Genomic DNA, 18223 nt, shown 5'->3' with positions numbered 1-18223 from the left:
GATCTGAGAACGGACATCTCGTGGTCATGAAGAACTACCCGCCGGAGTTCAAGGCGGACGCGGTCGCGCTGTACGAGTCGCGGCCGGAAGCGACGATCAGGTCGGTCGCGGCCGATCTGGGGATCAACCCGGAGACCCTGCGGAACTGGGTGAGGGCAGCCGGGGTGAGCCGTCCCCGAGGACGACGGACGCAAGAACCGGCCCAGCCGCCGGTACCGCTGGAGGCGGAGAACGCCGCCTTGCGAAAGAAGGTCCGCGAGTTGGAGGAGGAACGGGAGATCCTGCGGAAGGCGGCGAAGTATTTCGCCGGGGAGACGCGCTGGTGAACCGCTTCCAGTGTGTCGCCGACCTCCAGCGCCGTCACGGCGTGAAGCGGCTCTGCAGGATCCTCGGCGTCAGCCGCTCGAGCTTCTACTACTGGCAACGGACAGCCGCTGACCGGGCCGCCCGGCAGGTGGCCGACGCCCGCCTGGCAGCCCGGATACGGGCGGTGCACCAGGAATCGGACGGCACCTACGGAGCCCCGAGGATCACCGCCGAGCTCCGCGAGGAGAACGGTGTCGCGGTCAACCACAAGCGCGTCGCCAGGATCATGCGGGCGTCCGGGATCCAAGGGATCCGGTTGCGGCGCCGGCACCGCACCACCGTCTCTGACCCGGCCGCGGCCAAGGCCCCGGACCTGATCGGCCGCGACTTCACCGCGGACAAGCCGAACACGAAGTACGTCGGTGACATCACCTACCTGCCCGTCGCCGGCGGGAAGTTCTGCTACCTGGCGACCGTCATCGACCTCGCATCGCGCCGTCTCGTCGGCTGGGCGATCGCCGACCACATGCGCGCGGATCTCGTCACCGACGCCCTGGCCGCGGCGATCCGCACCCGCGGCAGCCTTGCCGGATCGATCATGCACACCGACCACGGAGCCCAGTACACGAGCAGGAGTTTCGCCGAAGCCTGCAGGTCAGCAGGGGTGCGGCGAAGTATGAGCGCGGTCGGGTCCAGCGCGGACAACGCACTCGCCGAGTCCTTCAACGCGACCTTCAAACGCGAGACCCTGCAAGGACGAAAGAGCTGGCCGACCGAGCGCGAGGCCCGACTCGACGCCTTCCGATGGCTCCACCGCTACAACACCCGACGCCGACACTCCCGCCTCGGACAACGACCACCGATCACCTTCGAAAACGCCCTCCGCCACACACCAACTACGCTGGCACAAGCCGCATAACCCGTGTCCAGAATTCGGGGTCAAGGCCCCCCGGGCTGCGGACAGGGCCCGGTTCCGGGTTCGGTCGGTGGGGGCGAGTTCCCCGCCTGGCGGGCGGCGCTTGGCTGTGGTGACCCAGTCGCCGGCACCGATGTAGGCCATGTCGGCGAGGACCGGGACGCCCTGGCGTTCGCAGATCCGAAGGATCCTGTGGGCGCGGGCGGCGGTCAGATCGTGGGTCCGGCCCGGCAGCGCGGGCGAGATCCACAGGATCTCTCCGGCTGGGTCGGTGACGACCTGCACGTTCACCCCGTGCCGCTTGTGCTTCGCCGAGTAGTCGGCCTTGCCGTCGCCGACGCGGTCGCACTCGGCGAGCGTGCCGTCCAGGAGGACGAATTCCGGGTCGTGCGAGCGCAGCGTCTTGAGCAGGCCCGGTGCCTGGTCGGCGAGCAGGCCGGTGACGGAGGTGACGTAGGCATGGGCGGTGCCGACGGATATCCCAAAGCCGGCGGCGATGCGGGCGAGAGTGTCGTGGCGGCGCAGGTACACGAGTGCGACCAGCGCACGACGGTGCGGCGAGTTTGCACCGGCGGTCACCCTCACGGATGACGATGAGCATCGCGACCCACTCGACCAGGGCGTGAGGCAGGTCGAGTGCGGCAGGATACGGAACCAACAGGGCTCCTGTGCAGCTGAGTTGAGACGTCGAACACCTCCCTCAACGGCGCGGGAGCCCTGTCCGTTGCGCACCCCGACCTTCACACCGCTCCGTCACCCGATCAGTGGCCACGCTGAAAACGCTCACTCGTCGAGGGTGTAGCGGACGTGCGGGGCTTTGAAGTAGCCGGTGATGATGTGGGGTTGGCGTTGTCTGCGGTGGAAGAACCTGCGGGTCTCGGCGGCGAGTTCGGTCCGGTTCCTGGCCCGGTGGGTGTGGGGCAGGTTGCGTTTGAGGTCGGCGTTGACGAGCTCGTCCGGGTTGAGTTCGGGTGAGTACGAGGGCAGGAAGTGCAGTTCGATCTCGTCCTGGTGGTCGGCGAGCCAGGCCCGGACGGTCTTCGAGCGGTGGGCCGAGTGCCGGTCGACGATCAGGTGGACCTTCCGGTCGAAGTGACCGACGATGCGGGCGAGGAAACGGCACATGACCGTCGCGTCGAACGACTCGGTGAAGACCATGAAGTGCATTCGGCCCTTGGTGCTGATCGCGGACATCGCGTTCACGGAGAACCGGTTCCCGGTGCGGCGGACCACCGGTGTCTTCCCCTTCATACCCCAGGTGCGGCCGGTGACCTGGTCCGAGCGGATCTCGACCTGGTCGGCGAACAGGATCTCGCCGTTATCGGCCTTCGCCCGGGCCCGGATCGCCGGCCAGGTCTCCTCGTGCCACGTCCGGACCGCTTCCGGATCCTGCTCTACGGCCCGCTTGTCGGGCCGCTGGAAAGTCAGTCCCCAGCGCTTGAGGTACTTGCCGACCCCGGGCTCCGTGGAGCGGACTCCGTACAGCTTGAAGATCAGCCGGCCTATCTGCGCCCGCGTCCACAGCTGGCCCGAAAGCCCCAGGCCGGACGGCGTGTGATCGAGGACGGCCTGCCGCACGGCGGCCTGCTCGGCCTCGGACAGAACCTGATGCTCCCCCGCGCGCCGGCCCCGCGGCCGGGACAGCAGCGCGTCCCGCCCGCCGGCCTGCCACCTCGCCCACCAGTTGTCCACGGCCCTGACCGACACCCTGAACAGAGCGGCAACCTCCACCCGGTCCCGGCCCTCCACCAACGCCGACACCGCCAGCAACCGCACAGCCTCCTGCGCGTCCGGCGACCAAGTCCGCGCGTCCCCCACCAGATCACTCACACGCCATCAACGAGCCTGAACCCAAAGCGTTTCGGATCAATAGAGGCGGGTGGCAGGATCGATCGCTCTCACCACGTGACCGCCCGAATGCCCTTCTCTACAGTTCCAGACAGAAATGCCACGGAAATAGCCCACATGCAAACCTGTTCGGTGATTCTCGCACACAGGCCAGACGATTCTGTAATGACTCATAACAAATTCCTGAACCCCTTCTGCCATAGTGCCCAAGATTTCTTCCCAATCTGGCGTCGAGACTTCTACGGATTTGATCCTCACGACGCCGACCGGCCCGATGTCCGGGTCGCGCACATAGTCGATGTAGCAGTAGTCCTCCCCAGTTGCCTGCTTCCCGGTCTCCTCTTCTACTGATTTTTCGATGACCTGGAAAGCCGCCCTGGCCATCGAGAAGGTTCGCGAGGTCCAAAGTTCACAAAAGACCTCCCCCGAGATCTCGCCGACTTCTCCGTATAGCTCGGACATCCATTCCAGAACTCCTTCCGGAAAATCGTCTCCCTGTCGCCATGCTGCTTGGAGCATCCTGTCTCGCCAGTCTGCAAAATTTGCCATACCCCGCCACCTTTCAAAGGGAGCGACCCGATCGCATCGAGTCTTAGAAAACACTGCGCCGCTGGGCGAAGAAGCGATTTTCGCAACCTTCCCCCAGCGGCGTACTCACGAGACTTCTCGGATCACTCCGCGAAGTCTCAGGTAAAGAGACCGTACACGTTCAGCGTTGGGTTCTTCACACATACTCTCTGCACGGTGAATTTTCCGCTGAATTCGACGTTGTCCGTCCAGTCGAACCAGAAGGTCATCCCCATGGCCCTGTACTTCCCGCGATCCGACTCCGGTCTGCCTCTCCCGTTTGGGACGCCCCAGGAGCCATGGAAGGTGTATGTGCCCGACTCCAGGTGGCCGTAGCTCTGATTTTTTGCGGCGTTGTACAGCGGAAGGACGATGCTGTACACGAACTTCAGCGATCCGTGCTTCTTCCAGATCGCCTTCAGTTTCACGTACCACGTCAGACTGCACTTCGACTTCGATGAGTTGCAGTTCCGACTGATTCCGATGGTGTAATTCTTTGTCGACTTCGTCTGGTTGCGGTATTTCAGCTCGCCACTGGTGTCCGACTGACCGATCGGGTCGGCGGGGTAGACGTAGGTGCTGGTGTTGCCCCCGTACACCGGATCGGTCTGGAGAAAGCGGCCGGTGGCGGGATCGTACATTCGGACACCCATGAGGGTGTAACCGGCGAGGCCGTCCGTGGCGCGCTGGTAGGCGCCCAGCGATCCGTACTTCGCTGCGGCAGCGGTGGGATCGAGCGGATTGCCGTACTCGTCATAGCGCTGGACGGTGGCGGTGGCGGTGTCCAAGTCCATCTGGACGGAGATGTCGCCGTGCAGGTTGGCCAGTTGGAGGACCACATCGCCGGTGGCACTGGTGGTGACGGCGAGGCCGCCGGTGAGATCCGAGACGTGGCGGCTGACCGCGGAAGTCGAGCCGGCGGTCGTGACCGTCCAGGAGGGAGTGTCGCAGCCACAGCTGTAGTGGTTCACCGTGGTGCTATTGGTTGACCACGTCGTGCCGCTGTCGCTAGTAGTCGCGGCGGTCGACGAGGCTAGGCGACCGGCGGCGTCCAGCCCCCAGGTGGTGCGGGTGTCTCCCGCGGTCTCGCTGGCGACCAGGTCATTGGCGTAGTAGGCCAGAGTGTTGCCATTCAGTTTGGTGGTGCGACCGAAGGCGTCGTACGTGTGGCCCTCAGCGGTGAGGCGGTTCGCTGTGTCGTACTGGTACGCCTTGGTAGAGGTGGTGGCGGTACCGTCCGCCCTGGCAAGGGTGGTGGTCAGCGAGGTGCGGTTGTCATCGGCGTCGAAGGCGTAGGCGCGCGAGGTTGTCGTGGTGCCGTCGTCGTCGTTGGCCAGGGCCAGACGCCCGGGGGCGTCGTACTCGTAGGCGGTGGACAGGGTCCCGCCATCGGTCTGGGTGTGGCCGGCCTGCTTGCCGTGGATGGTGTACGTCGCGGAGTCGGAGAGCACGGTGGTGCCTTCGGAGTCCGTGTAAGTCACAGAAGTCTGGCTGCCGGCTGTGTCGAACGTCCTGGCCAGGTTGTAACCACCGGGAAGGGACTCACCCGTGAGTGCGCCGTCGGCATCGTAGGAGACGGCCTTGGACGTCCCCGCGACCGAGTCGGTGACGGACAGCGCCTGGCCGGTTGTGTCGTCGTAGGTGTAGGACGTGGTGGAGGGCACCGAGTCGGATGCCGTCACCGGGCGGTCGAGAATGTCATAGGCGTAGGAGGTGGTGTTACCCACTCCGTCGCTGTAGGAGACCGTCCGGCCCAAGGCGTCGTACTCCGTGGTGGAGGTCTGCCCATTGGCGGTGGTGCTGGCGACTTGTCCAGTGGACTCGTCGTAAGTGATCGCGGTGGCCGGGGTACTTGTTCCAGCACCGCCGGTAACGGTCGTCTTGAGCGGACGCCCTGTCGGGTCGGCCGTGGTGGTAGTTGTGCGGGTCACCCCGTTGGCGGTCTCGGCCTCGGTGACGACCTGGCCCCACCGACCGTAGGTGTAGACGGTGGTGATGGCCTGATCCGGGCTGGTCCCCCCGCCGGTGATGGTGGCGGCCGGAGTCGTCTTGCAGAGCAGGCCGTCCCACTCGACCGAGGCGCAGGTTCCAGTGGTGTCCGCGTCGTAGTAGGTGTACTTCAGCGTGCCCGCATCCGAGCCGGTCGATCCGGGAGTGCGGGTGGTCGCCACCCGACCCGCGTCGTCGTAGACGGTGACCATGGTGGAGGACTCACCACCGCCGGTGGTGGCCAACACCGCGCCCGTGGACCAGTCGTAGGTCGTGGTCGTGGTCTCGGCATCGGCATCGGTGGCGTAGCCGGCGATGACCGCACCCGTGGTGGAGGAGGTGACCTGGTCGGAGACCGCCGCGTCGGCGGGGGCACCCTGATCGTAGGTGTAGGAGGTGTGAGCGCGCGCCTGGACGACCGTGCCGGCGGCCAAGGTGGACTCACTGGTGGAGCCGGTAAGCTTCTCGGCCAAGGTGATCTGGTTCAGTGGACCGTACTCGTCCGTCAGGCGGGTGCCGTCGGCGGAGTACTCCACCACGGTTCCCAGCTGCTGTGCTCGTTCAGCGGTGGACAGATCGGTCAGGCCGAGGGCAGCCAGTTCTGCCTCCGCGTCGGTGGAGGTGCCCAGGGCGAGCGCCCGGTTGGCGGCGGTCAAGCTGACAACCTCATTGCCGAGCAGGTCGTACCCGCTGGTGGTGATCGCACCACCAGGACTCACGTTATTGCTCTCCGCTCCGTTAGCGTTGAGGTAGCTGATCGTGGCCCGGCCGTAGTCCCCGGCCTTCAGGGCGCTTCCTGTGTTGGAGGCCGGAACACTGGTGGCGGGGAAGATCGCGGTGGCATCGGTCGGGGCCTCGTCCTGGGCCCACGTCGCGACGGTGTCCGCGTCCATCGGATACGGAGCCGAAGCACCGGAAAGTGGCACGTCGTAGACCACGGTGGTGGTCGCTGGGCCGGATACGGTGGACTTCGTGCCCTTAGCCAAAGCCGGGCGGGAGACCGACATGAGCATGCCCGCGCCGGCGGTCAGCGCGGATCCCGCCTTGCCGTAGGTGAAGGTCCAGGGCAGCTCACCGGGGCTGGTGAGAGCGATGACCCTGCCGTCGGCGTCGTAGCCGTAGTCCGTTTTCAGCGCAGGGCTGGTGCGGGGGTCCCATACCTGGCGGAGAATGCCGGACGCCGCATACGCGTAGGAGGCGACGGTCTCAGCAGTGGAGGTAGCGGCGCCGGGAGTGGTGGCCCACAGCTTGATCGCCTTGACCTGGCCCGTGTAGTCACCGAGTGTCGAGCCGGTGGCGGTGGTTGTGGAAGCGTAGACGTACTCCAGGATCCGGCAACCCTTGGTAGCGGGATCCGCTTGGCAGGTGGACGCCTTGACCGCACCGGTTGGGGAGATCACGTACCGGGGACGGGCGAGGGTCTTGCCGCCGGCGGTCACGGTCTCGGAGACGGTGGTGACTGTGGTGTCGTCGACCGCTGTGGCAGAGGAGGACAGCGTCCAGGTCAGCGCCGCGCTCGCCGCTCGGGTGAACACCGTGGTGTTGGCCTCGGTGTCGGTGAGCGTGAACTTCGAGCCGCTGAGCGTGCCGGTGAGCGTCTTGCCCTCGGCCCCGGTCTGCGGAGCCCAGCTGCCGTCCGATTTGATGGTGAAGGCAACAGCACTTCCGTCGGCGCTGAGCAGTTCCACCGAGGTATCGGAGGTCTTACGTATCTGGGTGAAATCGCTTGCTTCGCTGGTGACGGACGAAGTCCAGCCAGGGCCGAAGATGTCTGCCTGCCCCTCGGTGTCCGTGTTGTTGGCGCGGGAAGAGTACGTGCGGCCTACGCTCGCGTCGAAGGCCGAGGCGTCGGCGCCCGTCAGCGTGAAGTCGCCTGTGAGCTCGTTGACCTCTCCAGGCCCGACAGTCGTGGTGAGCGCGGTGCCCGCGTCACGGTCCAGCGTGGCTTCGACCGTCTGGGTGTAACCGGTAGTGGTGCCGTCCGTGAATGCGGCGCGCAATCCGATCACGCCGTCCTCGGCCAGTGTGGAGACCGTGTTCCATACGAGCTTGGGGGCTTCTCCATTGGTGACCTTGACCGGCCAGCCGGTGACCGTGTCGCCGGATACGGTGACGTCGGCGACCGGCACGGTGTGCCAACCATCGGACTCACCGCGGCGGTACTGCCAGGTCACCCCGGTGTAGGAGGCTTTGCCCTTGGCGGACAGGGGAAGGCGGCGAGCGGTGGCGTCCCCGTCGGACGGAGCTGTGACAGCTGATCCGTCGGCACCGACTCCGAAGCTGTAGGCGGTGGGGTCTCCTGGCGAGACGTTGCCGCCGGAGTCGACGGTCTTGGCGTAGAGCGTGTGCCAGCCGTTGTCAGGGGTGATGCTCACGGTCAGGGCGTCACCACCGGAACCATTGGTGGTGTCCAGCTTCTTGGTGGGCACCGCCTTGTTGTCCAGGCCCCAGAAGTATCCGGCTCCGTCCGTCGATTCCGTGTTCAGCGTGCAGTTCACCGCTGCATCGGACTTGGCCGACCAGCTGTTCACGGCGTACTTCTCACAGCTGATGGCGGGTGCGACAGGCTTGCCGGTGTTCAGCTGGAACGTGGTGTACCCCGACCAGGATCCGTAGTCCGTACCGTCATGCGCCCGCGCACGGACCCGCAGGGCGGCACCGGCGGGAAAGTCCTTGTCCCCGGGTACCGTCAGAGTCGCGGTTGAACCGGAGGTCACGGCCGCCGAGGATCCGGTGTACGTGTACGTGGTGTTCGCTGCTGCCGGGTCGGGCGTGACCTCGAACTCGGCCTTGGTCTTGGACCCGTCTGGGTCCGTGACCTTCGCAATTAGCGTGGGATTCAAGGACGTGACGTACCGCTTGCCGTTGTAGGCATTAACCTGCGCCGGTGCGATCGCGTTCGAGGCCGGTACGGCCGGGTAGGAGTTGTACGTGACGGTGAGATGAGGTTCGCTGGAACCGTCGCCCGAGACGTAGTTCGCCGAGCGGAACCGCCGCCAGGTGGTGGAATCCGTCTCACTGGTGCCCGCGACGCGAAGGCCGTAGTTGGCCGCACCGCCCGCCCAGGACTGCACGATGGCGTCGACGTCGAAGTTGACCGTGCCGGCGGGGCAGGACGAGTTCCATCCAAGAGCGGCCTTGTTCGTCACCGCCCCGGTTGCCGTGGTGGCCGGCTGCGCCGCCCAGGTGATTGCGGAGGACGACCAGTCAGCGGTGACCTGGCGCACCTGCGTGCCGGCCCCCGTGGTGGCGCAGGTGGAGGAGTAGTCCGAGTACAGGGCAAGGTTGGTGTCGGTGATGTGCTTGCCCTTGAACGCAGTCACATCGAACTTGAGGTACGAGCGGGCTTTGGTCGTGCCCGCGTCGTAGGTGCCCGACTTCAGCTCCGTGGAGGAGACCTGCGAGTCGTTGTAGTTGGTTGCCACCCAGGTGTCTGTGGACGCCGCGAGGGTTGAGGTGGGATCCACAGTGACGGGGTACGTCAGATCCTTCTCGAAGTACTCGGGGTCCGGGGACAGCACCAGGGTCTGCGAGCCGTCCTCGGCCGTCTCGACGGTGGTCTTCACCTCGGCGAGGTGCTTCGACTCGCCCGAGCGCTCGTCCTTGGAGGAGTCCCACATCATGGGAGCCGGAGCCTCGGCCGCGAGCTTCCCGTCGCTGTCCTTCAGGAGCAGCCGGCCCGAACTGGCCTTCGACAGTTTCAGGCCCTTGGCCTCGATCGGAATCCTGTAACTCAGCGGCTCCACGGGCGCCTTGCTCAGCAGGACGTTCTGGGCGAAGCCCTGCGACAGAGCGGTGACGGTCAGTATCTGTCCGTCGCCTATGTCGTACCGGGCGGTGTCGTCCTTCACTGTCGGAGTCGGGAGCTTCTCGTCCCAGCCCATCGCGAACGACTTCTCGCCGTCGGAAACCGACGCCAGCTGGGTGTCACCACCGTCGGAGACCAAGATGTCGGCAGCCGCCACATCCGGTTCCAGCGCGGCGCCGGTGTCCGAGAGCGACGTGTCGATGTCCTGCCACTGGCCGGAGTCGTTCTTCTGCCGGACCGGCCCCGCATAGCCGGTGGTCTGCAACTCACCACTGGGCAATGCGTACGTGGTGGCCGTCTCTGTGCGCTCCGAGATCGCCTCGATCTTTCGCCCCTGGGCGCGCGCCATCAGCAAGGCGGCAGCTACAGAGTCCGCCGACGTCGCGGCCGCCTTGCCATCCTTCGAGCCGGTGGACACCAACTGCTCAACACTGGGTGCAGCAAGGGCGGTTGCCGCTCCGAGTGAGACGAGGGCGGACTCAGCCGCGAGGACAGCAGCAACCCCGAGGGCTATGCGTCTCAGCATCGCCGGTGGCGATGCTGCCCCTCCCAGGCGGACTGTGCCGCCCCTGAACTTCTTCATCACGTTCCTTACGCAGATGTGGAGTGATCGTGATGTTGGCACGTGCACTGAGTGAAGAAGTCGCAGGAGGGTAGGAGCCCCTGTCTGACAAGGTGCTTCACGAGCGGCGGCATATCGATTTTCTACAGATTTGGCATCTTGCATATCGTTACCAATAGGGATGTAGCGGTCCCCATGACTTGTGAAGACTTCCCTGAGCAGGCGTCGCCAAGATGTGATCATCGAGAGTCCCCCGCAGTTGGAAAGCCGCACCGGAAATGCACCGATCCCGGGCGGGCGTGGTGGCAGTGGGGGAAGTCGGAGCAGACGGCCGCCGATTGCCCTTGGCGACGCCATCTTGGGCCCTCCAGGGCCGGGTGAAGGGTGCGTCGATCTCTCCCTTTGGCCCGTGCGCGAGTGGGACTGCACGTTCACCGTAAGGGGTGGTTTGGTCAATTTATCCTTGCTTGTCTGGAGGAGAGGGAGCACGGTTTCGGTGCTGGGTGAATCAGGGAGGACTGCGCTCGGCGGACGGTGGCTGGAGTGGTGAGGTCCCTAAGCGGAGCACGCGCCGGGCAGGACGGGTCGCTGACGCGGATCGCCGTGGGCTGGTGCGCCGCAGGGAAAGCGATCCAGCGACCTGCCTTGCTCTTGGCATGAGCAGAGGAGGCGTGGGTGGCCAGCGTTTTCCAGAAGTGCAAGCGGGATGTCCGGGACCCGAGCTATCCCTGCGAACGCCCGAGGTGCGGCCACAGGTGGACGGTGCGATATCGGGAGCCGGGCGGCAGGCGGGGCCGGCAACGGGAGAAGTCGTTCTCTCGGAGGGTGGGGCCGGACGGTGCGGACGCCTTCGTCGTCCACGTCGAGAACGACAAGAAGTCGGGCACCTTCCTGGACCCCGCTCGGGGAGCCGTGCGCCTGCAGGTTTGGGCACAGGAGTGGGTCGAGAGGCGAGCCATCGGTGACACGACTCGCCGCAACTACGAGGGCTTCATTCGCAACCACCTCGTGCCGCGCCTGGGACATAGGACTCTGGCCAGTCTGGCGCGACGCGACTTCGAACAGTTCGCCAAGAGCCTGCACGGATCGGGTGCGGGCCTGGCGGCTTCCACGGTCAACGATCGTATGCTCGTGGTGGCCGCCATGTTGGAGGCAGCCGTAGTCGACAAGCAGATCCCGGACAACCCCGCACGGGGGGTTCGGATATCCCGAGCGAGGCCGGCAGCAGCGGATGAAGACAAAATCCCGACGCCGACGGAGGTCGACCTCATTGCGGCGCATATATCGCCGCCATACCGGCTCGCTGTCTATTTACAGGCGGGCACTGGCCAGCGTCCAAGCGAGGCCCTCGCCTTCTCCACCGAAGGTCGACGGTCCGGATTCGTCAGGATCCGTTGGCAGGTCAGCGCCATGGCCCACCGTGCGGACTGCCGCATGATCTTCGTACCGCTCAAAAATCGGACGGAAGGCGAATATCGCGACGTTCCGACCGCCCGATTTGTTGATCAGGAAATGGACGCTCACCTGTCGACGTGGAAGCCGGTGCCCGTGGTCTTCATCGGGCAGAGGGGCAAGCGGCGCAGGCTTGAAGCCTTCTTCTCCCCGCGTTCCCACGGCAAGAGCACGATGCCCACCGCGACCACCTACGGCTACCACTTCAAAAAGGCGTGCCAGTCGGCGGGCCTGGTCGGCGCGGACGGCGAGGCGGCATACACCCCTGGCAGCCTGCGGCACTTCTTCGCCTCGACCGCCTTGGCCCACGGTGTCCCGATCCACGAGGTGTCACGCTGGCTGGGCCACCGGTCGGTCAAGACCACGATCGACATCTACGGGCATCTGCTGCCGAGCGCCTGGGGCCGCTGTCGTACGGTCCTGCAGAACGCGATGCGGCCGGCACCCCTCATTGAGGCGGGCCCGGCTGAGGCGCTGACCGGATCCGGCGTCAGCACCCAGGTGACGGGCCGAGGGGCGGCCGGTGAGGCGACTGAGCTGCACGGTGCTGGGATAGAACTCCCGTGCTGGGATGGTGCTGGGATGGGCACCCCAGAAACCACGTTTCCGCAGGTGGGAGCTCTGCACCAAACATTCCGCTTCAATGTGTGAGCGTCGTACTACTGCAAGCTAGGCACTTCGTCAAGTTTGCAGGTGGCAAGGGGGTGACTTCCCGGGCAGTCGCCCCCCGTCGTCTCCCGTGCTGGGATTCCTGATCTTTCGTCAGGTATCTGCCCTGTACGGGAGCGGTGAAAGTGGTACGTTATTCGGTACCGCAATCGGGAAGGGGCAGGTCATGTCCATAACTGCGAGTGAAGCCCGCAAGGCGCTCTTTCCGCTGATCAAGAAGGTCAACGACAATCACGAGGCCATCGAGATCGTCTCCAAGCACGGCAACGCGGTGCTCGTCTCGGCCGAGGACTATGCGGCGCTACGTGAAGGCTCGTACCTCCTGCGCTCTCCGGCGAACGCTCGCCGCTTGCTCAAGGCGTACGAGAATGCCTTGGCCAACATCAACGTGTCCGAGCGGGATCTGATCGCCCCCGACTCGCCGGATGCGCCACGTGAGGGTGCCGCGTGAGGCTCGTCTTCGAGGATCAGGGCTGGGAGGACTACACGTCCTGGCTCAAGAACGACCGGAAGATGCTCGCCCGGATCAACAAGCTCATCGAGGACGTCAAGCGTGACCCCTTCACGGGGATCGGCAAACCCGAGCCGCTGAAGTACCACCTGCCCGGGGCGTGGTCGCGGCGGATCGACGATGAGCACCGCCTCGTCTACCTGGTCACGGACAAGGAAATCGTCATTCTCGCGGCTCGTTATCACTACTGACGTCCGGGACGTTTTCTTGTGGGACGTGGCCCGTGCGGTGCGGGCTGGCGACGGAAGGCGCTGCTAGGGTCACATTCAGGGAGTTGTGTCGCCCATGGCTTGCTGCGGTCGGGCGTGGAATCTTGAGTGTGCTGGGGCACCCGGCGGAGAGTCAATCCGCCGGGTGCCGCCGGTCAGCCGGAACCAAACTTGGCCTCGACCTGCGTGACCAGGTCGCGGCACTTTGTGGTGTTCTTGAAGAGCGGCGCGAGATAGTTGTTCGAGTAGGTGCTCTCGATGGCCTCGGTCAGGTGCTCGAGAGCGATGCCGGTCACCTTGTTTACCCGCTTGGTCTCCTTGGCCCAGTCGTAGTTCGCATCGTCGACCTTGTCCAGTCTGAGTTGGTTGAAGACCAGCTGCAGCACGAGCCGGTTCCCGTGCGCGGCCACCGCGAACTCCCTGTCGACGAGATTCTTCCGGCGATCGGTCAAGTCTGCCTCGACCGCACGCATCACTTGAACGCAACGCCACACTCGATGCGCGCTGGTCCCGTTGTTGAACAGGTTTGTGTACGGGTGCTCGTTCGGTGTTTTCGGACAGCCGGCCAACCGCGCTCTTCGCTAGGACTGTGTAGTACGGATTGTTGTGGGCACAGGCAAGGGCGACGATTGCGTCTTCGACTGTGCACCCGTCACTCTCTGCGGGCACGTTTTCTCCGCGCTTGACGGAGTACTGCTTGTGCAGCGACAGAAGCATGTCCCGACGAATGCGTTCCTACTGTTGATCAAGTGCGACGAAGTCGCGATTCTCGACACTGTTCTGTGTGTTCGTCGCCCGGGTCACATCCGTGGCGAAATCGGGTGGACATCCCTCGAGCGAGATGAATCGAACCCATACGCGGGCCTCTTCGAGAGACTTCTCCTCCTTCTTTGCGGCCCGGTGGATGCTCGCCACGGTCTGTGCCCCATTTACCACGCTCACGCCCTCGATCGTGAAGTCCCCGTACGTGTGGGTAGAGCCACCGCGAGGTGCCTTCTTGATGGACTCGCAGAGTGCGGTGATTCCGTTGTTGAAATACCAAAAGTTCTCGCCCTGGGTGAGGAGCGTGTGGGTCAAGCCCTCGTTTACCTCGGTATTGCCGAGCGACTTGCGCAGATTCTGCGAGAAGAGTCGATCGCCGTGCTGTTCGAACCATGAGGCGATTTCTGTCGCCTGAACAAGTCCGTAGTACGCCTGATAAGGAAGATTGACTTTGCCCCACTGCTCGGTGGGTACGGTCAACTCGATCCGTGGCCCTGCTGTTCCTTCGACCACCATGGAGTGGAATTCTCGTAGGCCAAGTACTTCCAGGGTGACCACTGGATCGTTTTCGTTGGCTTCCGCCAGGAAGTCGGCGAACACATACTGGGCCTCCGCTGGCAGGGCGCTTCGGCCCGTAGTGGCGACAACCACGATGAAGGTGACCGCGGCATCACTCAAAGCTGCAGTGATTTCTGTGCGACGCGCTTGGAGCGTGGGGGAGAAGCGGTCGAACTTCATGTTGAACAGGTCGCTGCAGCCGTTCCGGATCTTGAGGGCGTCGGCCTGGGAGAGCCCAGAGTTTCCTGAACTGTCTAGTTTTGACTGGACGATGACGATCCGGCGGTTTTCCTCATCGATGCCCAGAGCATCGATCCCGTTGTCGTGGAACCCGTCGGTCACGGCGGCGGCCTCGTTGAGGGTGCAGCCCGTGAAGCGCTGTACGGCGCGAGCTGCCAATGCCCTGCTGAGGAAGATCGTGTCGGATTGGGCGCGCTGGCTGCCCGTCAGATCACTCAAGTGAATCAGGCCGGTGAAGTCCTGGCTGAGTGAATCCTTGACGTGGTGAACATGCAGCGTGTGCATGGAGGTCCCGCCCCTCGTCGTCCCGTGAACCAAGAGATTCTGCGTAACGCTTGGGAATGGTCCTGCCTTGGCCTTTTCGGTGAGGGTGGCGCAGCTGCCAGGATCTGGCTGCGATCGCGATCGAACCCAGGTGTGGGCTGCGTCAGCGGTGGCGGCGCCGAGGGAGAAGACCCGCGCTTGTCGCCACGGCGGGTGGCGACGGCCGCAGCTGCATCAGCTTGCTGATCGCCCGCTCGACGGTGTTGCGCTTCTCGTATCGCGTGGAGCCGAAGCCCGGGGGCGGCCGCCCGGCGAGGCCCGGCGCCGGCGTCCGGCCTGCTGGTCCTTCCTGTCGGGCGGCAGGCGGTGCGGGTGGCGCCTTCGACCAAGTCGGCGAGATCGGCACGGATCTGCAGGCGGTCCACCCGCTCGATCAGCAAGCGCACATCATCATTGGCAGCCATGCCGCAACGGTAGGTCCGGATCGGTCAAACGCCGGTTGAAGTCTTCGTGTGCCGACGCGCACGCCCATCGGCTCAGCGTTCAGCCCTTGCCGCAGGCGTGCAGCTGGAAGGTCTCGGTCAGCACCTCGCGGCCGTGTTCGCTCACCGAGACGACGCGGCCGGCCTCCCTCGTGCGCAACCAGCCTCGGCGGAAGAGCTCCGACGCGATGGTGGCTCCGAGACTCCCGCCGAGGTGGTGGCCCTGCTCGCTCCGGTCGACGCAGGCCCGGGTGAGCGGGCGTCGGCGCCGGGACAGCTCGACGACATCGATCTCCAGGCGGCCGAACGCCCGCACCCCGCGAGGTGTGACGTGCGGGACGGCCCCACGGCATTCGAGGAATCGGCCGTCGAGCAGTCCTCTTGTCAACGCCACGCCGGTTCTGCCGCCGATGTGGTCGTGACACATCCGGCCGCGGCGCAGTGCGGCGTTCTCGGCCACATCGCGGAAGGAGCGTGCGGGAGCAGTGGGCGCCACGAGCAGCAGAGCTTCGATGGCGTCGGCGACGGCCTGACTGCTGAGTCGGTACAGGCGTTGCCGTCCGTGCGGCTGGACCGCCAACAGACCGCCGGCCGTCAGCTTGCGCAGGTGCGCACGTGCCAGTGGGGCCGAGACCTTCGCCCGCTCGGCCAGGGACGAGGCCGCTGTCGGGCCGCCGTCCAGCAGGGTCGGCAAGATTTTCGCGCGTGTGCGATCGCCGATCAGTGCGGCGACAGCCGCCAAGTCCGGTGAGCCGGTCACATCGTGAAGGTACCGATCCGATGCCCGCTTCCGCGCCGCTCACGGCAACGAGGCCGGGCCCCGCCGTCGCCGCGCAGGGGCCCCGCCTCCCCGGCGGGCTGGAATCCCTCCGGTCAGCGCTTTATCCCTACGCCCGCGAGCAGGCTGATCTGGGCATCCGGAATATCCGGCTTGCCCGCGACGGGTTCGGGGGTCCGCCAGCGGTGGCAGACACAGACGCCTGGGGCAAGCAGGTCGAGGCCGTCGAAGAAGCGGCTGACCTCGCTGTGTGAGCGGACCTGCGCCGGAGTGCCGGCGCTTTTGTAGACCTCCACGACCTTTTTCCAGGTCTCCGGGTCGTAGTCGGGTGTGCAGTGGTTTATGGCGAGGGCGCTGCCGGCCGGGAGAGGGTCCAGCAGTCGGCGGACAATGGCGTACGGCTCCTGCGCGTCGACGACGAAGTGCAGAATCGCGTTGAGGCTGAGAGCGATGGGCTGGGTGAAGTCCAGTACCTCCGTGTCCCGGACCGCGCTCATCAGTGCGTCGGGGTCGGTGATGTCGCTCTCGACATAGGCCGTGCGTCCCTGCGTCGTGCTGCGCATGAGGCGTTCGGCGTACTTCAGGACGAGAGGGTCGTTGTCCGCGTACACCACACGGGCCTCGGGCACCAGAGACTGGGCGATCTGATGCAGATTGGGCTCGGTCGGGATGCCCGTGCCGATGTCCAGCCACTGGCGGATGCCGTGTTCCTGTGCCAGAACCCGTGCGGCCCGGTGCATGAAAGCCCGGTTCTCGCGGGCCACCACGGGGAGACTGGGGTTGGCCTCGACGGCGAGCAGGGCGGCTTCCTTGTCGACCTCGAAGTGGTCCTTGCCGCCGAGGAAGTAGTCGTACATCCGGGCCGAGTGCGCCCTGCTCGTGTCGAGGTCCCGGCCGGCCTGCCTGGTGCTCATGTGCTCCCCTTCATGCGTGTGTCGGTCGGCCCGGAGGCCGGGGACGGGACCGGTGTCGTCGTCCCTCCCTCATGCCGTCGGATCACCCGGCGGCCAAGTGATCGGCCAGACCCTCTTTGACCCCGCGGACGAACGCGGCGATCTCCTCCGGCGTGTAGATCAGCGCCGGGCCGGCCGGGTCGGTGGACTGCCGTACGGCCACGCGGCCGTCGGCGAGCTGCTTCGTCTCGACGCACTGGCCGCCGTTGGGCCCGCTCCAGGGACGTTCCCAGCCCTGTTCCCCGAGGTTGCGCGCCGGCATGCCGTTGTAGACGCCCTCGTCGGTGATCGTCATGAGTACTCCTTGCGCATGCGGTTCAGGAGCGCCCTGCTGTCCTCGGACGACGTCAGCAGCGCCATGCGGGAATGTGCCTCGAGGTGGGAGACGACGTCCGCGCGCTGGTCCAGATAGACCGATGCGGACAGGAGCTCGCTGTACACGATGTCGGGCAATTCGGGTTCCTCGAACCGGAAATATGTGAACGGGGCACAGGCTCCGACATACGCGCCCGCCGTGAAGGGCACGATGTCGAGGCTGACATGGACGAGCTCGGAGACGTCCAGGAGCCGCTCGATCTGCTCCTTCATCACATGAGGGCCGCCCACCACCCGGTGCAGTACGGCTTCCTCCATGACCACCCACAACGTGGGGGCGTTCTCCCGCTCCAGCAGGCTCTGGCGGCGCATCCGCAGCTCCACACGGCGTGCGAGATCCTCCTCGCTGCCGTTCGGCAGCCCGCCGCGCAGAGTCGCGTGCGCGTAGTCGTGGGTCTGCAGCAGCCCGGTGACGTACTGGGGTTCGTACGTGCGGAGCGTCTGGGCGCCCGCTTCCAGGCTGACGTAGGCCGTGAACCAGCTGGGGACGGCATCACGATACGAGTGCCACCAGCCGGGCTTGTTGGCCTGCTCGGCCAGGTCGACGAACTCGTCGATCTCCTGGCGGTCCGCGCCGAAGGTCTCCAGCAGCTTCTCCGCGTAGAGCGGCTTCAGCGCGACCTCGGCCTTCTCCAGACGGCGGATCGTCAGGGGCGTCACACGCAGAGCCTTGGCCGCGTCCTCCAGCGAGGCGCCGACGCCGAGCCGCATCTCCTGCAGCCGACGGCCGAGGATCATGCGCAGGACTGTCGGAGCGCTGGTGCCGGAACGGGCTTCGCTCACACCCAACCTCCTGAGAGTCCGTCAATAGCGCCATTCTTACAGCCCATTTGATGTTGGCGCCAGAGTGATACCCACGGTGCTGAAATTATCAGGGAGTCGGTTGCAGGGTGCATGCGATCACGCGCATAGTTGGTGTGTGAGCGGTCAAGGCACACCTCTGACGCAGGGTCCGGCCCCGGACGGGACACGTG

The 18223-nt window shown here is 65.5% G+C and carries 13 protein-coding genes and 1 pseudogene; 4 read left to right on the top strand and 10 right to left on the bottom strand.

Features of this window, described 5'->3' with window-relative positions:
• Nucleotides 1-20 precede the first annotated feature (20 nt).
• Nucleotides 21-1225, top strand: a protein-coding gene (locus tag RLT58_RS12590; protein ID WP_311309275.1) for an IS3 family transposase whose coding sequence is annotated in 2 segments (ribosomal slippage) — nucleotides 21-312 and nucleotides 312-1225 — 1206 coding nt in all. Because the reading frame shifts where the segments join, the coding sequence is not laid out codon by codon here.
• Here the strand turns inward: RLT58_RS12590 and RLT58_RS12585 are convergent.
• From RLT58_RS12585 to RLT58_RS12570, 4 genes and pseudogenes are all read right to left on the bottom strand, one after another.
• Nucleotides 1115-1880 (bottom strand): annotated as a pseudogene (locus tag RLT58_RS12585) (transposase family protein); the annotation flags it as partial. The gene RLT58_RS12590 and the pseudogene RLT58_RS12585 sit on opposite strands and share 111 nt — an antisense overlap.
• 125 nt (nucleotides 1881-2005) lie before the next feature.
• A complete protein-coding gene (locus RLT58_RS12580; RefSeq protein ID WP_311314498.1) occupies nucleotides 2006-2992 on the bottom strand; it encodes an IS630 family transposase in 987 nt (328 codons plus the stop codon).
• A gap of 96 nt (nucleotides 2993-3088) precedes the next feature.
• Nucleotides 3089-3619: a hypothetical protein gene (locus RLT58_RS12575; RefSeq protein ID WP_311310487.1), complete on the bottom strand. Its 531-nt coding sequence runs from the start codon at nucleotides 3617-3619 to the stop codon at nucleotides 3089-3091.
• A gap of 137 nt (nucleotides 3620-3756) precedes the next feature.
• Nucleotides 3757-10017 carry a DNRLRE domain-containing protein gene (locus RLT58_RS12570; protein WP_311310486.1) on the bottom strand — a complete coding sequence of 2087 codons (6261 nt, stop codon included), beginning with the start codon at nucleotides 10015-10017 and terminating at the stop codon, nucleotides 3757-3759.
• 804 nt (nucleotides 10018-10821) lie between these two features.
• Here RLT58_RS12570 and RLT58_RS12565 point away from each other — a divergent pair.
• From RLT58_RS12565 to RLT58_RS12555, 3 genes are all read left to right on the top strand, one after another.
• A complete protein-coding gene (locus RLT58_RS12565; protein ID WP_311310485.1) occupies nucleotides 10822-12099 on the top strand; it encodes a tyrosine-type recombinase/integrase in 1278 nt (425 codons plus the stop codon).
• Between the two features lie 184 nt (nucleotides 12100-12283).
• A complete protein-coding gene (locus tag RLT58_RS12560; protein WP_311310484.1) occupies nucleotides 12284-12568 on the top strand; it encodes a type II toxin-antitoxin system Phd/YefM family antitoxin in 285 nt (94 codons plus the stop codon).
• Nucleotides 12565-12819 (top strand): Txe/YoeB family addiction module toxin, encoded by a 255-nt coding sequence (locus RLT58_RS12555; protein ID WP_009321768.1) that lies wholly within the window; start codon nucleotides 12565-12567, stop codon nucleotides 12817-12819. The genes RLT58_RS12560 and RLT58_RS12555 overlap by 4 nt, the downstream gene beginning before the upstream one ends.
• A 173-nt stretch (nucleotides 12820-12992) precedes the next feature.
• Here RLT58_RS12555 and RLT58_RS12550 read toward each other — a convergent pair whose 3' ends face one another.
• The 6 genes from RLT58_RS12550 to RLT58_RS12525 all read right to left on the bottom strand — a co-directional run bounded on the left by RLT58_RS12550 (nucleotide 12993) and on the right by RLT58_RS12525 (nucleotide 18032).
• Nucleotides 12993-13310: a hypothetical protein gene (locus tag RLT58_RS12550; RefSeq protein ID WP_311310483.1), complete on the bottom strand. Its 318-nt coding sequence runs from the start codon at nucleotides 13308-13310 to the stop codon at nucleotides 12993-12995.
• 262 nt (nucleotides 13311-13572) lie between these two features.
• The gene (locus RLT58_RS12545) at nucleotides 13573-14682 is read right to left on the bottom strand and encodes an AIPR family protein (protein ID WP_311310482.1); all 1110 of its coding nucleotides are present in this window, start codon (nucleotides 14680-14682) and stop codon (nucleotides 13573-13575) included.
• A gap of 522 nt (nucleotides 14683-15204) precedes the next feature.
• Nucleotides 15205-15903, bottom strand: coding sequence for an ArsR/SmtB family transcription factor (locus tag RLT58_RS12540; RefSeq protein ID WP_311310481.1), 699 nt, complete (start codon nucleotides 15901-15903; stop codon nucleotides 15205-15207).
• Nucleotides 15904-16016: 113 nt separating this feature from the next.
• A complete protein-coding gene (locus RLT58_RS12535) occupies nucleotides 16017-16835 on the bottom strand; it encodes an SAM-dependent methyltransferase (protein ID WP_311310480.1) in 819 nt (272 codons plus the stop codon).
• A gap of 82 nt (nucleotides 16836-16917) precedes the next feature.
• Nucleotides 16918-17169 (bottom strand): DUF397 domain-containing protein, encoded by a 252-nt coding sequence (locus RLT58_RS12530; RefSeq protein WP_148020507.1) that lies wholly within the window; start codon nucleotides 17167-17169, stop codon nucleotides 16918-16920.
• Nucleotides 17166-18032: a Sco1979 family transcriptional regulator gene (locus tag RLT58_RS12525; RefSeq protein WP_311310479.1), complete on the bottom strand. Its 867-nt coding sequence runs from the start codon at nucleotides 18030-18032 to the stop codon at nucleotides 17166-17168. Before RLT58_RS12525 ends, RLT58_RS12530 begins: the two co-directional genes overlap by 4 nt.
• Between the last annotated feature and the right edge of the window lie 191 nt (nucleotides 18033-18223).

Source organism: Streptomyces sp. ITFR-16 (assembly GCF_031844705.1).
Taxonomy (GTDB): domain Bacteria; phylum Actinomycetota; class Actinomycetes; order Streptomycetales; family Streptomycetaceae; genus Streptomyces.
This window is presented reverse-complemented; position numbering and strand designations above follow the sequence as displayed.

Coding starts and splice junctions, on each gene's coding strand:
- RLT58_RS12535 (WP_311310480.1), bottom strand. CDS start 16,835: ATGAGCACCAGGCAGGCCGGCCGGGACCTCGACACGAGCAGGGCGCAC.
- RLT58_RS12550 (WP_311310483.1), bottom strand. CDS start 13,310: ATGCGTGCGGTCGAGGCAGACTTGACCGATCGCCGGAAGAATCTCGTC.
- RLT58_RS12575 (WP_311310487.1), bottom strand. CDS start 3,619: ATGGCAAATTTTGCAGACTGGCGAGACAGGATGCTCCAAGCAGCATGG.
- RLT58_RS12570 (WP_311310486.1), bottom strand. CDS start 10,017: ATGAAGAAGTTCAGGGGCGGCACAGTCCGCCTGGGAGGGGCAGCATCG.
- RLT58_RS12530 (WP_148020507.1), bottom strand. CDS start 17,169: ATGACGATCACCGACGAGGGCGTCTACAACGGCATGCCGGCGCGCAAC.
- RLT58_RS12545 (WP_311310482.1), bottom strand. CDS start 14,682: ATGCACACGCTGCATGTTCACCACGTCAAGGATTCACTCAGCCAGGAC.
- RLT58_RS12560 (WP_311310484.1), top strand. CDS start 12,284: ATGTCCATAACTGCGAGTGAAGCCCGCAAGGCGCTCTTTCCGCTGATC.